We start from the raw sequence: 13,001 nt of genomic DNA, 5'->3' as shown, positions 1-13,001 counted from the left end.
AGCGTTGCGTAGACAGCGCTCCCGTGACGAGAGGTGACCTCATGAGCTTGAACCCCAGTCCTCGCCCATCATTGTCCGAGGCCGTTGCGTCAGGCCCGCTCGAGAGGGTAGAGCGCTCTGCCGCCAAGCCGGCGCCTGCCGAGGCGCAGCCAGCCGTCGACGGAGTGGTTGGCTACCGGCGCCTGCTGCCCGTGAACGGGGATCGCTACCTGGTGCGCATCGGGGCCCTGCTGGTGGCAGCGCTGGGCTGGCATCTCGCCTCGACCTACGGCTTCGACTTCTTCGTTCGCTTCGACAACGTACCGGGGCCGCTGGTGGTAGGGGCAGAGTTCCTGGCCCAGGCCTCGAGCCGGGAGTTCTATCTCCACATCCTGCACAGCATACAGCGCATCGCCATCGCCTACGGCCTGGCCGTGGTGCTCGGAGTGACGCTGGGGGTTCTCATGGGGCGCTCGCGCTTTGCCGAGGACGTGATCCTGCCCTACATCGAGATTCTGCGGCCGATCCCGGCGGTAGCCTGGATTCCGCTGGCGATCCTGATGATGCCCACCGAGCAGGCGAGCATCGTCTTCATCACCTTCCTCGGCGCGCTGTTTCCCATCGTGATCAACACCGTGCACGGCGTCGAGCAGACCCCCAAGGTGCTGGTGCGTGCCGCCCGCAGCCTGGGGGCGAGCAACGCCGCGATTCTCTGGCACGTGGTGCTGCCCGGTGCGCTGCCGAGCATCGTCGCGGGGCTCGCCATCGGCATGGGGGTGGCGTGGTTCTCGCTGCTGGCGGGCGAAATCATCAGCGGTCAGTACGGGATCGGCTACTTCACCTGGTCGGCCTACACCCTGGTGGAGTACCCCAAGATCATCATCGGCATGCTGGTCATCGGCGGGCTGGGCTCGCTGTGCACCCTGCTGGTCCGCAAGGCCTGTTCGCCGCTGCTGCGCTGGCAGACCGAGGGGGCCAAGTCATGATGCCGAGCAAACCCAATCGTGCCGCCGTGGTCGAGCATCCCCACAGCTTCCGCCCGCGCAGCGCAGGCGGCAAGGGAAGGATCAGCGTGCGCGACCTCGATATCGTCTTCGCCACCGGCAGCGGTCCTCAGCGTGCCGTGGCCTCCGCCAGCCTCGAAATCCAGCCGGGCGAGTTCGTCTCGCTGCTGGGCCCTTCCGGCTGCGGCAAGTCGACCCTGATGAACAGCGTGGCCGGCTTCGTCAAACCGACCCGGGGTGAGGTGCTGCTCGACGGCCACAGCATCGCCAAGCCTGGACCCGACCGCGGCATGGTGTTCCAGCAGCATTCGCTGTTTCCGTGGAAGACGGTGAAGCAGAACGTCGCCTTCGGCCCGCTGATGGCCGGCGCGGGGACGCGTGAGGCCGAGAGCGTGGCCAATACCTTCCTCGCGCTGGTGGGGCTGTCGCGCTACGCCAACGCCTTTCCGACCACGCTCTCCGGCGGCATGCAGCAGCGCGTGGGGATCGCCCGGGCGCTGGCCAACTACCCCAGCGTGCTGCTGATGGACGAGCCCTTCGGCGCCCTGGACGCCCAGACCCGCAGCATGATGCAGGAGAACCTGCTGGAGATCTGGGGCGAGTTCAAGAACACGGTGCTGTTCGTCACCCACGACATCGACGAGGCGGTGTTCCTCTCCGACCGCATCGTGGTCATGAGCGCCAGCCCCGGCCGCATCATCGCCGACATCCCCGTGCGACTGCCGCGACCGCGCACCCAGGAGCTGCTCACCACGCCCGACTTCATGGCGATCAAGCGCGAGTGTCTCGCCCTGATTCGCGAGCAGACGCTGCGTGCCTTCGAACAGCAGAACCAGGCGAGCTGAGCCGGGATGGCAGGCACATTCGGCGCTCGAGTCGACATGACATGTCATGACAAGAGGCAACGACCATGAAGAGCCAGGAACTCAAGCTGCAGCCGGGCGACTCGCCGCAGCCGCTCTACGTGCAGATCCGCGACACCCTGCGGCGCAACATCCTCGATGGCAGCTACTCGCCCCACGAGCGGCTGCCGTCGGAGAACACGCTGATGAAGAGCTTCAGCGTGAGCCGTATCACCATCCGCCAGGCCCTGCGCGACCTGCACAACGAGGGGCTGGTGTTCAGCGCCCAGGGCAAAGGGACATTCGTCAGCAAGCCCAAGGCGGTGCAGAACGTGCAGCGTCTGCAGGGCTTCGGTGAGGCCATGGCGGCGCAGGGGTACGAGGCCACCGCGCGGTTGCTGTCGATCCAGGAGTGCAAGCCGAGCAAGGCGGTGGCAGCCGCGCTCGGGCTGCGATCGGGCGATGCCGTGGTGGAGGTCAAGCGGGTGCGCTACCTCAATCGCGAGCCGGTCTCGCTGGAGAGCAGCTACTTCCCCATGGACATCGGCCGACGGCTGTTCGGCCAGGAACTCTCCGGCGACATCTTTCCCATGCTGGAGAACCGCTTCGGTATACCGCTGGGCGCGGCGGACATCGCCATCGACTCCACCCTCTGCGACGAGGAAACCCGGCACCACCTCAACCTCGGGATGGGCGAGCCCATCTTGCGGGTCGAGCGGTTGACTTTCGATCGGTCGGGGCGGCCGGTCGATTTCGAGTACCTCTGCTTCCGCGGGGACGCCTTCAAATACCAATTCCGAGTGGATCGGAAAACGGAGGAATCATGAACGCAAGCGACATTCCCGTCATCGACGTCGACGTGCTGGTCATTGGCGGCGGCACCGCCGGCCCCATGGCGGCCGTGACCGCCAAGGAGCAGGACCCGAATCTTAAGGTGATGCTGTTGGAAAAGGCCAACGTCAAGCGCTCCGGCGCCATCTCCATGGGCATGGATGGGCTCAACAACGCCATCGTTCCCGGCCACTCGACGCCCGAGCAGTACGTCAAGGAGATCACCATCGCCAACGACGGCATCGTCCACCAGCCGGCGCTGATGGCCTATGCCCAGCGCTCCTTCCCGATGATCGAGAAGCTCGACTCCTGGGGCGTGCACTTCCAGAAGGACGAGACCGGCGACTACGACATGAAGAAGGTCCACCACCTCGGCACCTACGTGCTGCCGATGCCGGAGGGCCACAACGTCAAGAAGATCCTCTATCGCCGCCTGCGCCGGCACCGGGTGCAGATCGAGAACCGCTACCAGGCCACCCGCCTGCTCAAGGATGGCGACGGCAGGATTGCCGGCATGATCGGGGTGAATACGCGCACCGCCGAGCCGATCATCATCCGCGCCAAGGCGGTGATCATGGCCACCGGGGCCGCCGGACGCATCGGCCTGCCGACCTCGGGCTATCTGTTCGGCACCTACGAGAACCCGTCCAACAACGGCGACGGCCATGCCATGGCTTATCACGTCGGGGCCGACCTGGCGAACCTCGAGTGCTTCCAGATCAACCCGCTGCTCAAGGACTACAACGGCCCGGCCTGCGCCTACGTTACCGGCCCGCTCGGCGGCTTCACCGCCAACTCCCAGGGCGAGCGCTTCATCGAGTGCGACTACTGGTCGGGCCAGATGATGCTGGAGTTCTTCAAGGAGCTGGAAGGCGGCAACGGCCCGGTGTTCCTCAAGCTCGATCACCTGGCCGAAGAGACCATCCAGGAGATCGAGACCGTCCTGCACACCAACGAGCGTCCCTCGCGCGGGCGCTTCCACGACGGACGCGAGACCGACTATCGCCAGCACATGGTCGAGATGCACATCTCCGAGGTCGGCTTCTGCTCGGGCCACTCCGCCTCGGGCGTGTGGGTCGACGAGACCGGCGCCACCACCGTGCCGGGCCTGTATGGCGCCGGTGACATGGCCTCGGTGGCTCACTCCTACATGCTCGGCGCCTTCGTCTACGGCCAGATCTGCGGCGAGAGCGCGGCCGCTTTCGCCAAGGAACGCAGCGAGATGCCCGCCCTCGACGAGGCCTTCATCGCCGCCGAGCTGGAGCGCATCCAGGCGCCGCTCAAGGTGACCGACGGTATTCCGCCGGCGCAGATGGAGTACAAGGTGCGCCGCCTGGTCAACGACTATCTGCAGCCGCCCAAGGTGACCAAGAAGATGGAGATCGGCCTGCAGCGCATCCTCGCGGTGCGCGAGGACCTGCCCCGCTTGCAGGCCACCGACCCCCACGAGCTGCTGCGCGCGATGGAGGTGCAATCGATCATCGACTGCGCCGAGATGGCTGCCCGCGCCTCGCTCTATCGCACCGAGTCGCGCTGGGGGCTCTACCACTACCGGGTCGATTGTCCCGAACAGAACGACAGCGAATGGTTCTGCCACACCCGGCTGTACAAGGACGACAACGGCAACATGGCTCACGGCAAGCGCCCGGTGGCGCCCTATCTCGTCGAGCTCGGCGAGGAGAAGGACGCCTACCAGAAGCTGCGCGTGCAGAAGGCTGCCAACGCCTGAGCCCCAGGCCAAAGCACGGACAAATGAAGAGGAGAGAAACCATGCCGACTGCAACGCAACGCACCAGCGTCCCGGTGATCATCGACGAGGACAAGTGCATCGCCGACAAGGGCTGCACCGTGTGCATCGACGTCTGCCCGCTCGACGTGCTGTGGATCAACCCGGACACCGGCAAGGCGCACATGCGCTACGACGAATGCTGGTACTGCATGCCCTGCGAGGCCGACTGTCCGACCGATGCCGTCAAGGTCGAAATCCCCTACCTGCTGAGGTGAGCCATGAAACAGTACGACGATCCCGAGCTGCAGGAGATTGCCGAGAAACTCGCCGATCCGGACCCCGGCATTCGCCGCGTGGCGGTGCTGGCGCTGGTCGACTCGGGCGAACCCGAGGCCGCTGAGCTGCTGATCCAGGCGCTCAAGGACGAGGACCCCGCGGTGCGTCAGGAGGCGGCCAAGGTGGTCGATGAGTTCGATGCCGAGGATATCGCCGATTCGCTGCTGGCGGCGCTGAGCGACGGCGATGAGGTGGTGCGCAACGCCGCCGCCCACGCCCTGGCCGATCTCAAGGATCCCAGTGTCGCGCCGCCGCTGCTGGCCGCGCTCGAACGCAGCGACGACCCCTTCGTGGTGGCCGGCATCCTGCGTGCGCTCAAGCCGTTGCGGGTGGCCGCGGCACAGACCCCGGCGCTGCACCGCTTGAGCGACGACGATGCCCGCGTGCGGCGTGAGGCGGTGGGCGTGCTCGGCTGGCTCAAGGCCGTGGAGAACCTGCCGGCGCTGATCGATCGCGCCAGGAGCGATGCCGACCCCGAGGTGCGGCGTGCCGCCGCCGGCGCCCTGGTCTACGCCTCTGCGGAGCGGGTGGGTCCGCCGCTGGTGGCGATCCTCGACGACCCGCACTGGCAGGTGCGCTGCGAGGCCGCCCTAGGCATCGGCAAGCTCGACTATCAGGCCGGGCTCGAAGCGCTGATTGCCGCCAGCCGCGATGGGACCTGGCAGGTACGCGAGAAGGCTGCCGAAGCGCTGGGCAAGCTGGGTGGAGTGGCCGCCGTACCGGCGCTCGGCGAGTGCGCCCGGGATGCGATGAGCAACCTGCGCAAGGCGGCCATCGGTGCCCTTGGCACCATCGCCGAGCCGGAGTGCCGACCGTACATCGAGCGGGCTCTCGACGACCCCGACCCGGACGTGCGCAAGCTGGCGCGCTGGGCGCAGTCGCAGCTCGACAACGCCGCCTAGTAGCCGCTCTACGAGCGGCTGTGCGTCGGCGATACCGCGTTGGAAGCACGCTCGCTTGTAGAGCGGTTCAGCACGAACCCTATAGAGGCAAACGACCATGACCTATGTGGTGACCGAAAACTGCATCCGCTGCAAGTACACCGACTGCGTGGAAGTGTGCCCGGTGGACTGCTTCCACGAGGGCCCCAACTTCCTCGTCATCGACCCCGTGGAGTGCATCGACTGTTCGCTGTGCGCTCCCGAGTGCCCGGCGGATGCGATCTACGCCGACGACCAGCTGCCGCCCGGCCAGGCGCATTTCCTTGAGCTCAACGCCGAGCTCGCCGAGGTGTGGCCGGTGATCGCCGAAGCCCGGCTGCCGCTGGGCGAGGCCGATCACTGGGTCGACCGGGGCGAGAAGCTGCAGTATCTGGAGCGCTGACGCGTGCGCCAACTTGTCATGACGAGTTGCCGGGCACGCTTCGCGCTGCTCGCCATCGTGCTGGGGGCCAGCGTCAGCGACAGCGCCCGGCCGATGGTCGAGGCGGCCGTACCCACGCCGCCTGCGGAGGTGCCGCTGCTGTGCCTGCGGGACCGGCCGCCCAACGACTCACGAACCTGATCGCCAGGAGGTTGCCATGAGCGCCATTGCCCATACACCGGAACATCTGCGCCATACCATTGCCCCGCCCGACGGCGTGCACCTCAATCGCCGCACCCGGGAGGTGGAGATCCGCTGGCCCGATGGCCGCACGGATACGCTCTCCTGCCTGGCGCTGCGGGCCGCCTGCGCCTGCTCGAGCTGCCTGCATGCCAAGCGTAGCGGCCGCCTGGCGTTGTACGACGCCGATATCACCGTGGTCGACGCCAAGCCTTTCGGCGTCAGCGGCTTGCAGCTGTTCTTCTCCGATGGCCACAGCCGGGGCGTGTTTCCCTGGGGCTATCTGCGCGAACTGGGCGAGACGCCGTGATGAACGCGCCAATCCCACTTGCTCTGGCGCCGTCCTGGGACAGGCTCAAGCGCCTCTACCCCGGCGTGGCACTGTGCATGGTACTGGCGCTGGCCGGCAGCTTTCTGGCCGAGCACTACGGTGCCCCGGCGCTGCTGCTAGCGCTGCTGCTGGGCTTCGGTTTCGCCAGCCAGGCCGGTGAGGTGCGCCTGCAGGAGGGGGTCGGCTTCTGCGCCCGCCGTGTGCTGCGCGTGGGGGTGGCGCTGCTCGGCGCGCGCATCGGCCTGGCCCAGCTACAGGAGATTGGCTGGCTGCCGCTGGCGGTGGTACTGGTCAGCGTGCCGCTGATCCTCGGTGCGGCCCTGGGGTTGGGGCGCTGGCTGGCTCTGCCGACGCCGCACAGCATGGTGGCCGGCGCAGCGGTGGCGATCTGCGGCGTGTCGGCGGCGGTGGCGGTGGCCGCCGTGCTTCCCGCGGGCCGCCTCGAGGAGCGCCGCCTGCTCGGTGTGGTGGTGTGCGTCACTGCGCTGGGCATGCTTGCCATGCTCGGCCTGCCGCCGCTCACCGCGCTGCTCGGCTACGGCGACATCGCCAGCGGGCTGTTCCTCGGCGCCACCATCCATGACGTGGCCCAGGCCGCCGGAGCGGGGTATCTCGTCTCCGACGCCGCCGGCGATGTGGCCACGCTGACCAAGCTGCTGCGCGTGGCGTTGCTGGTACCGCTGGTGCTGGCAATCGGCCTGCTGCTGCGTCGCGGCCAGAGCGGCAGCGGCGAATTTCCCTGGTTCCTGCTCGGCTTCGTCTCGCTGTTCGTTGCCAACAGCCTGGGATTGCTGTCTCCGGGGCTGCGGGAACTGCTCGTCAGCGCCTCGCAGTGGTGCCTGCTGGTGACCATGGCGGCGCTGGGCATGCGCACTTCAGTGCGCGATCTGCTGGCCCAGGGCTGGCGTTCGCTGTCGCTGCTCTGCGCCCTGAGCGCAGCGCTGGTACTGACCGTGATGGGCCTGCTGGCACTGCTGCCGGTGGCCTGAATCTGACACAAGCGTGATCCCCGCATCGTTCGCGATGCAAGACGATTGGAGGAATTCCTCATGGCTGCTATCGGAACCGCCGACGTACTGAGCGTCCACCACTGGAACGACACCCTGTTCAGCTTCCGCACCACACGCGACCAGACGCTGCGCTTCGAGAACGGTCACTTCGTGATGATCGGTCTCGAAGTGGGCGGCAAGCCGCTGATGCGTGCCTACAGCATCGTCAGTGCCAATCATGACGACTATCTCGAGTTTCTGAGCATCAAGGTACCCGACGGACCGCTCACCTCACGCCTGCAGCACCTCGAGGTGGGCGACCAGATCATGGTCAGCCGCAAGCCGGTGGGCACCCTGGTGATCCACGACCTGACACCGGCCAAACACCTCTATTTGCTCTCCACCGGGACGGGGCTGGCGCCGTTCATGAGCATCATCAAGGACCCGGAGGTCTACGAGCGCTTCGAAAAAGTCGTGCTGGTGCACTGCGTGCGCTACGTCAGCGAGCTGGCCTACCACGACCACATCACACGGGAGCTGCCCGAGCACGAGTTCCTTGGCGAGGAGATCCGCGACAAGCTGATCTACTACCCCACCGTGACCCGCGAGCCGTTCCGCAACGAAGGGCGTATCACCTCGCTGATCGAGAGCGGCAAGCTGTGCGACGACATCGGCCTGCCGCAGCTCAACTCCGAGACCGACCGGGTGATGCTGTGCGGCAGCCCCGCCATGCTCTCAGACCTTACCGCCATGCTCGACGATCTGGGATTCCAGGCCAGCCCGCAGCAGGGCGAGCCGGGTGACTACGTGATCGAACGTGCCTTCGTCGAGAAGTGAGCGAGAGCCAGGGAATAGAGCCAGGAGAGTGCCATGAAGATCCTCGTCGCGGTCAAACGCGTCATCGACTACAACGTCAAGATCCGGGTCAAGGCGGATCACTCCGACGTCGACCTCACCAACGTCAAGATGGCCATGAACCCCTTCTGCGAGATCGCCGTGGAAGAGGCGGTGCGGCTGAAGGAAAAAGGCGTGGCCACCGAAGTGGTCGCCGTGACCATCGGCCCCAAGGCCGCCCAGGAGCAGCTGCGCACCGCGCTGGCGCTGGGCGCCGACCGGGCCATTCATATCGACACGTCAGCCGAGACCGAAGCGCGCGTCGAGTCGCTGGCCGCGGCCAAGCTTCTGGCCAAGGTGGTGGAAGAGGAGCAGCCGGGGCTGGTCATTCTCGGCAAGCAGGCCATCGACACCGACAACAACCAGACCGGCCAGATGCTGGCCGCACTGGCTGGCCTGCCTCAGGGCACCTTTGCCTCCGAGGTGCAAGTCAGCGGTGACGGGGGTGATAAAAAGCTGCAGGTGACCCGCGAGATCGACGGCGGCCTGCAGACCGTCGAGCTGACCCTGCCGGCCATCGTCACCACCGACCTGCGCCTCAACGAGCCGCGCTACGCCAAGCTGCCCGACATCATGAAGGCCAAGAAGAAGCCGCTCGACGTCAAGAGCCCGGCCGATTACGGCGTCGAGGTGGCCAGCAAGCTCACGCTGCTCAAGGTCGAATCGCCGGCCGAGCGGAAGGGCGGTATCAAGGTGGGCTCCGTCGACGAGCTCGTAGGCAAACTCAAGAACGAAGCCAAGGTTCTTTGAGAACCGCTCTTTGAAAACAGGGATTTGAAGGGAGCTGATCGCATGAGCATCCTGGTACTCGCAGAACATCACGATGGCATTCTGGTTGGCGCCACCGCCCACGTGGTCGCCGCGGCCCTGAAGTTGAAAGCGTCCATCGGTGGCGACATCGACGTGCTGGTCGCCGGCGAGAATGTCGGCGCCGTGGCCGAGGCCGCTGCCAGGCTCGACGGCGTGAGCAAGGTCCGCGTGGCCGACAACGCCGTCTACGCCCACCAGCTGGCCGAGCCCCTGTCGGCGCTGCTGGTCGAGCTGGCCGATGGCTACAGTCACGTGCTGGCCGCCGCCTCCACCACCGGCAAGAACTTGCTGCCGCGGGTTGCCGCGCTGAAGGACGTCAGCCAGATTTCCGAGATCGTCGAAGTGGTCGACGCCGACACCTTCAAGCGGCCGATCTACGCCGGCAACGCCATTGCCACGGTGCAGAGCGCCGACAGCCTCAAGGTGATCACCGTGCGCAGCACCGGTTTCGATGCCGTGGGCGAAGGGAATAGTGCCGCCATCGAGAGCGTCGACACCGTGGTGGAGAACCGTCACTCCGCCTTCATCAAGCAGGAGCTGGCCCAGAGCGACCGTCCCGAACTGGCCGCAGCCAAGGTGGTCATCTCCGGCGGGCGCGGCATGGGCAGCGGCGAGAACTTCAAGCTGCTCGACGGCATCGCCGACAAGCTGGGCGCCGCCATCGGCGCCTCCCGCGCCGCGGTGGACGCCGGCTTCGTGCCCAACGACATGCAGGTGGGGCAGACCGGCAAGATCGTCGCGCCGGAGCTCTACATTGCCGTGGGCATCAGCGGTGCGATTCAGCACCTGGCCGGCATGAAGGACTCCAAGGTGATCGTGGCGATCAACAAGGACGAGGAAGCGCCGATCTTCCAGGTGGCGGATTACGGTCTCGTCGGCGACCTGTTCGAGGTGCTGCCGGCATTCGAGGGGCGGCTGGATCAGTGACCGGCAGTGCCTGACGCCACTTGTGCGTCTTCCATCGCATGACCATGCCGGGCCTGGAAGCGCTGCAGCTCGCGGGGCTGCGGCGCCTGTCCGGTGAAGATCTCGACGTAGGCGGGAATGCGCTGCATGCGCACCTCGAGGGCCTCCTGGGTCTTCATCGAGATGTAGCCGATCTGGGTCAGGTAGATGGTACGGCCGCGCACGTTGGCCGCCAGCTGTTCATAGTCGAAGCGCTCGAACATGCGCGTCAGCGCCTCGATGCGTATTTCGTCGGCGGTGTCGATCTCACTGGCCACCTCACCCGACTGCAGCGCCCAGCTGCGCATGGCGAACTCCAGCGGGGAGTCGAACAGCTCAGGGTTCAGCCAGCAGTCGAAGACGTTGAGGATCGCCTCGGTAATGCTCTCGGCGTAGGCTTCGGTCTGGCGTACCAGGCCCTGGGTATTCTTCTCGCGCCAGCGTTCGATCAGCGCGTCGAGCAGCGCCTCGCGATCCTTGAAGAACCAGTAGAAGCTGGTGCGCGACACCTTGAGCCGTTTGGCCAGCGGCAGGATGCGCACGCTCTCCACGCCGGAGTCGAGCAGCAGCTCGAAGGCGGCATCGAGCCAGGCCTCGCGGGAGCCTTTCCATTTGGTAGCGCTGTCGGTGCCACTCGGCATCAGCGGTTGTCTCCGTTTAGATATCCTTCACCAGCCGCAAGGCATCGTAGATTGCCGCATGGGTATTGCGCGACTCGACGGCATCGCCGATGCGGAACAGCTGGAAGCGGCCTTCCAGGTTGCGCACGACCGCTTGGGGTCGGCCGGCGATCAGGTCATCGTAGTCTACCTCGCCGCCGTTGCTGGAGTGCGGCTTGAGCTCGAAGTAGACGTCCGCCATCGGCGTGATGCCGTAGTTGACCACCACCTGGTCGATGCGCCGTCCGTGGTCCAGGTCCTGCTTGCCTGGCGATACGTAGTCGCTAGTAATCTTGGCGAGCAGCTCGCTGCCGTCGCGCTGTACCGACCTCAGCCGGTAGGTGGGCGTGAAGCTGACGTTGGGGCGTTGCAGGGCGCGCATATAGGGCACCAGGTTCATGCCCATGATCTCTGCCGAGAAGGTGCGGTCCGGGGTCATGATCTCGAGCTCGGCGCCGCTGGCGGCGATGATCTCCGCCGCCTGCATGGCAGCGTGATCGCCGGCATCGTCGAACAGCAGCACGCGTTTGCCCGGCGCCACGTGGCCGGAGAGGATGTCCCAGGTGTTCACCACCAGCTCGTGGCCGACCGCGGGCTGGTCGTCCATGGGGTAGCCGCCGGTAGCCACGATCACCACGTCCGGCTGCTCGGCGAGCACGTCCTCGACCTCGGCCCAGACGTTGTAGCGAATCTCGACGCCGAGCGCCTCGCAGCGCGCCAGACGCCAGTCGATGATGCCCATCATCTCGCGGCGGCGCTCGCTCTGGGCGGTGAGGCGCACCTGGCCGCCGGCGTCGCTGGCAGCTTCCAGCACCACCACCTCATGGCCCCGCTCGCCGGCGACGCGGGCGGCCTCCAGCCCCGCGGGGCCGGCGCCGACGATCACCACCCGGCGCTTCCGCGCTGCCTTGGGAATGCTATGAGGCATGCTGGTTTCGCGCCCGGTGGCGGCGTTGTGGATGCAGTAGGCGGCACCGCCCTGGTAGATGCGATCGAGGCAGTAGTTGGCGCCGACACAGGGGCGGATCTCCTCTTCTCGGCCTTCGACGATCTTGCGCACGATGTGCGGATCGGCCATGTGGGCGCGGGTCATACCGATCACGTCGACCTTGCCCGAGGCGATGGCGTAGCGCGCCGTTGCCACGTCCTGAATCTTGGCGCCGTGAAAGGTGGGGAAATCGACCTGGCGCTTGATCTCGCCGGCGAAGTCGAGGTGCGGGGCGCTGGGCATGCCCTGGATGGGGATTACGTCGGTGAGGCCCGCGTCGGTGTCGATGTGACCGCGCACCACGTTGAGGAAGTCGATCAGGCCGCTCTCCTTCAGGCGCCGCGATATCTCCATGCCGTCGCTGGCCGTCAGCCCACCTTCCAGCATCTCGTCGCCGGTATAGCGCACGCCGACGATGAACTCGTCACCGACCCGCTGGCGAATGGCCCGCAGCACGTCGAAGGTGAAGCGCAGCCGGTTGTCCAACTCGCCGCCGTAGGGCCCCTCGAGAGTGTTGGTCAGCGGTGACCAGAACTGATCCATCAGGTGGCCGTAGGCCTGCAGCTCGATGCCGTCGAGGCCGGCGGCGTGCATGCGCTCGGCGGCATCGGCGTAGTCGCGGATCAGGCGATCGATGTCCCACTCCTCGACCTGCTTGGGGAAGGCGCGGTGGGCCGGTTCGCGGCGGTGGCAGGCCGACAGCGCCGGCAGCCAGTCGCCCTTGTCCCAGCGGGTGCGCCGGCCCAGGTGAGTGAGCTGGATCATCACCGCGGTGCCGTGCTCATGGCAGGCGTCGGCGAGCTCACGCATCCACGGCACCACCTCGTCCTTGTAGGCCAGGATGTTGTTGAACACCGGCGGGCTGTCCTTGGCCACCGCCGCGGAGCCGGCGGTCATGGTAAGGCCCAGGCCGGCCCTGGCGCGCTCGACGTGATAGGCGCGGTAGAGCGCCTTGGGCATGCCGTCCTCGGGATAGGCAGGCTCATGGGAGGTCATCATGAGCCGGTTCTGGAGGGTCAGGTGTTTGAGCTGAAAGGGCTGCAGCAGCGGATCGTTGGCCATGCCCGGGCCTCCATCTTGTTGTCTGTTCGACAACAGTAGATGGCTATGTACACTAGTGTC

At 66.5% G+C, this 13,001-nt stretch carries 15 protein-coding genes; 13 read left to right on the top strand and 2 right to left on the bottom strand.

The window, feature by feature from the left end; genetic code table 11:
• Positions 1 to 41 precede the first annotated feature (41 nt).
• The 13 genes from HOP59_RS06415 to HOP59_RS06355 all read left to right on the top strand — a co-directional run bounded on the left by HOP59_RS06415 (position 42) and on the right by HOP59_RS06355 (position 10,214).
• Entirely contained in the window at positions 42 to 965 is a 924-nt protein-coding gene (locus HOP59_RS06415; protein ID WP_234253247.1) for an ABC transporter permease, read from the top strand.
• Positions 962 to 1,828 carry an ABC transporter ATP-binding protein gene (locus tag HOP59_RS06410; RefSeq protein WP_234253246.1) on the top strand — a complete coding sequence of 289 codons (867 nt, stop codon included), beginning with the start codon at positions 962 to 964 and terminating at the stop codon, positions 1,826 to 1,828. The genes HOP59_RS06415 and HOP59_RS06410 overlap by 4 nt, the downstream gene beginning before the upstream one ends.
• A gap of 65 nt (positions 1,829 to 1,893) precedes the next feature.
• Positions 1,894 to 2,652, top strand: a complete 759-nt coding sequence (locus HOP59_RS06405) for a GntR family transcriptional regulator (RefSeq protein WP_234253245.1) — start codon at positions 1,894 to 1,896, stop codon at positions 2,650 to 2,652.
• Positions 2,649 to 4,385: a fumarate reductase/succinate dehydrogenase flavoprotein subunit gene (locus HOP59_RS06400; protein WP_234253244.1), complete on the top strand. Its 1,737-nt coding sequence runs from the start codon at positions 2,649 to 2,651 to the stop codon at positions 4,383 to 4,385. The genes HOP59_RS06405 and HOP59_RS06400 overlap by 4 nt, the downstream gene beginning before the upstream one ends.
• 41 nt (positions 4,386 to 4,426) lie before the next feature.
• Entirely contained in the window at positions 4,427 to 4,660 is a 234-nt protein-coding gene (locus tag HOP59_RS06395; protein ID WP_234253243.1) for a 4Fe-4S dicluster domain-containing protein, read from the top strand.
• A gap of 3 nt (positions 4,661 to 4,663) precedes the next feature.
• Positions 4,664 to 5,623 carry a HEAT repeat domain-containing protein gene (locus tag HOP59_RS06390; RefSeq protein WP_234253242.1) on the top strand — a complete coding sequence of 320 codons (960 nt, stop codon included), beginning with the start codon at positions 4,664 to 4,666 and terminating at the stop codon, positions 5,621 to 5,623.
• A 97-nt stretch (positions 5,624 to 5,720) separates the two neighbouring features.
• Complete coding sequence (gene fdxA / locus HOP59_RS06385; protein ID WP_234253241.1) at positions 5,721 to 6,044, top strand: ferredoxin FdxA; 324 nt, start codon at positions 5,721 to 5,723, stop codon at positions 6,042 to 6,044.
• Positions 6,045 to 6,047: 3 nt separating this feature from the next.
• Complete coding sequence (locus HOP59_RS06380) at positions 6,048 to 6,224, top strand: hypothetical protein (protein ID WP_234253240.1); 177 nt, start codon at positions 6,048 to 6,050, stop codon at positions 6,222 to 6,224.
• A gap of 16 nt (positions 6,225 to 6,240) precedes the next feature.
• A complete protein-coding gene (locus HOP59_RS06375) occupies positions 6,241 to 6,573 on the top strand; it encodes a DUF971 domain-containing protein (protein ID WP_234253239.1) in 333 nt (110 codons plus the stop codon).
• Complete coding sequence (locus HOP59_RS06370; protein WP_234253238.1) at positions 6,573 to 7,583, top strand: YeiH family protein; 1,011 nt, start codon at positions 6,573 to 6,575, stop codon at positions 7,581 to 7,583. The genes HOP59_RS06375 and HOP59_RS06370 overlap by 1 nt, the downstream gene beginning before the upstream one ends.
• Before the next feature lie 60 nt (positions 7,584 to 7,643).
• On the top strand, positions 7,644 to 8,420 hold the full coding sequence (locus tag HOP59_RS06365; protein WP_234253237.1) for a ferredoxin--NADP reductase: 777 nt from the start codon (positions 7,644 to 7,646) through the stop codon (positions 8,418 to 8,420).
• Between the two features lie 33 nt (positions 8,421 to 8,453).
• Positions 8,454 to 9,227, top strand: a complete 774-nt coding sequence (locus tag HOP59_RS06360; RefSeq protein ID WP_234253236.1) for an electron transfer flavoprotein subunit beta/FixA family protein — start codon at positions 8,454 to 8,456, stop codon at positions 9,225 to 9,227.
• 42 nt (positions 9,228 to 9,269) lie between these two features.
• Positions 9,270 to 10,214, top strand: a complete 945-nt coding sequence (locus HOP59_RS06355) for an electron transfer flavoprotein subunit alpha/FixB family protein (protein WP_234253235.1) — start codon at positions 9,270 to 9,272, stop codon at positions 10,212 to 10,214.
• On the opposite strand, the gene HOP59_RS06350 is transcribed toward HOP59_RS06355, so the two are convergent.
• Both HOP59_RS06350 and HOP59_RS06345 read right to left on the bottom strand, forming a co-directional pair.
• Positions 10,208 to 10,873 carry a TetR/AcrR family transcriptional regulator gene (locus tag HOP59_RS06350; protein WP_234253234.1) on the bottom strand — a complete coding sequence of 222 codons (666 nt, stop codon included), beginning with the start codon at positions 10,871 to 10,873 and terminating at the stop codon, positions 10,208 to 10,210. The two genes, HOP59_RS06355 and HOP59_RS06350, sit on opposite strands and share 7 nt — an antisense overlap.
• A 16-nt stretch (positions 10,874 to 10,889) precedes the next feature.
• Positions 10,890 to 12,941, bottom strand: a complete 2,052-nt coding sequence (locus HOP59_RS06345) for an NADH:flavin oxidoreductase (RefSeq protein ID WP_234253233.1) — start codon at positions 12,939 to 12,941, stop codon at positions 10,890 to 10,892.
• Positions 12,942 to 13,001 lie beyond the last annotated feature (60 nt).

It is taken from the genome of Billgrantia aerodenitrificans (assembly GCF_021404405.1).
In the GTDB taxonomy this organism is placed as follows: Bacteria; Pseudomonadota; Gammaproteobacteria; order Pseudomonadales; family Halomonadaceae; genus Halomonas; species Halomonas aerodenitrificans.
Note: the sequence above shows the minus strand (reverse complement) of the source record. Positions and strands in the feature narration are given on the sequence as shown.

Bases quoted from the DNA above. Each gene is read 5' to 3' on its own strand.
- fdxA (WP_234253241.1), top strand. From the start codon at position 5,721: ATGACCTATGTGGTGACCGAAAACTGCATCCGCTGCAAGTACACCGAC.
- HOP59_RS06350 (WP_234253234.1), bottom strand. From the start codon at position 10,873: ATGCCGAGTGGCACCGACAGCGCTACCAAATGGAAAGGCTCCCGCGAG.
- HOP59_RS06355 (WP_234253235.1), top strand. From the start codon at position 9,270: ATGAGCATCCTGGTACTCGCAGAACATCACGATGGCATTCTGGTTGGC.
- HOP59_RS06370 (WP_234253238.1), top strand. From the start codon at position 6,573: ATGAACGCGCCAATCCCACTTGCTCTGGCGCCGTCCTGGGACAGGCTC.
- HOP59_RS06375 (WP_234253239.1), top strand. From the start codon at position 6,241: ATGAGCGCCATTGCCCATACACCGGAACATCTGCGCCATACCATTGCC.
- HOP59_RS06360 (WP_234253236.1), top strand. From the start codon at position 8,454: ATGAAGATCCTCGTCGCGGTCAAACGCGTCATCGACTACAACGTCAAG.
- HOP59_RS06410 (WP_234253246.1), top strand. From the start codon at position 962: ATGATGCCGAGCAAACCCAATCGTGCCGCCGTGGTCGAGCATCCCCAC.
- HOP59_RS06395 (WP_234253243.1), top strand. From the start codon at position 4,427: ATGCCGACTGCAACGCAACGCACCAGCGTCCCGGTGATCATCGACGAG.
- HOP59_RS06415 (WP_234253247.1), top strand. From the start codon at position 42: ATGAGCTTGAACCCCAGTCCTCGCCCATCATTGTCCGAGGCCGTTGCG.
- HOP59_RS06345 (WP_234253233.1), bottom strand. From the start codon at position 12,941: ATGGCCAACGATCCGCTGCTGCAGCCCTTTCAGCTCAAACACCTGACC.
- HOP59_RS06400 (WP_234253244.1), top strand. From the start codon at position 2,649: ATGAACGCAAGCGACATTCCCGTCATCGACGTCGACGTGCTGGTCATT.
- HOP59_RS06365 (WP_234253237.1), top strand. From the start codon at position 7,644: ATGGCTGCTATCGGAACCGCCGACGTACTGAGCGTCCACCACTGGAAC.
- HOP59_RS06405 (WP_234253245.1), top strand. From the start codon at position 1,894: ATGAAGAGCCAGGAACTCAAGCTGCAGCCGGGCGACTCGCCGCAGCCG.
- HOP59_RS06390 (WP_234253242.1), top strand. From the start codon at position 4,664: ATGAAACAGTACGACGATCCCGAGCTGCAGGAGATTGCCGAGAAACTC.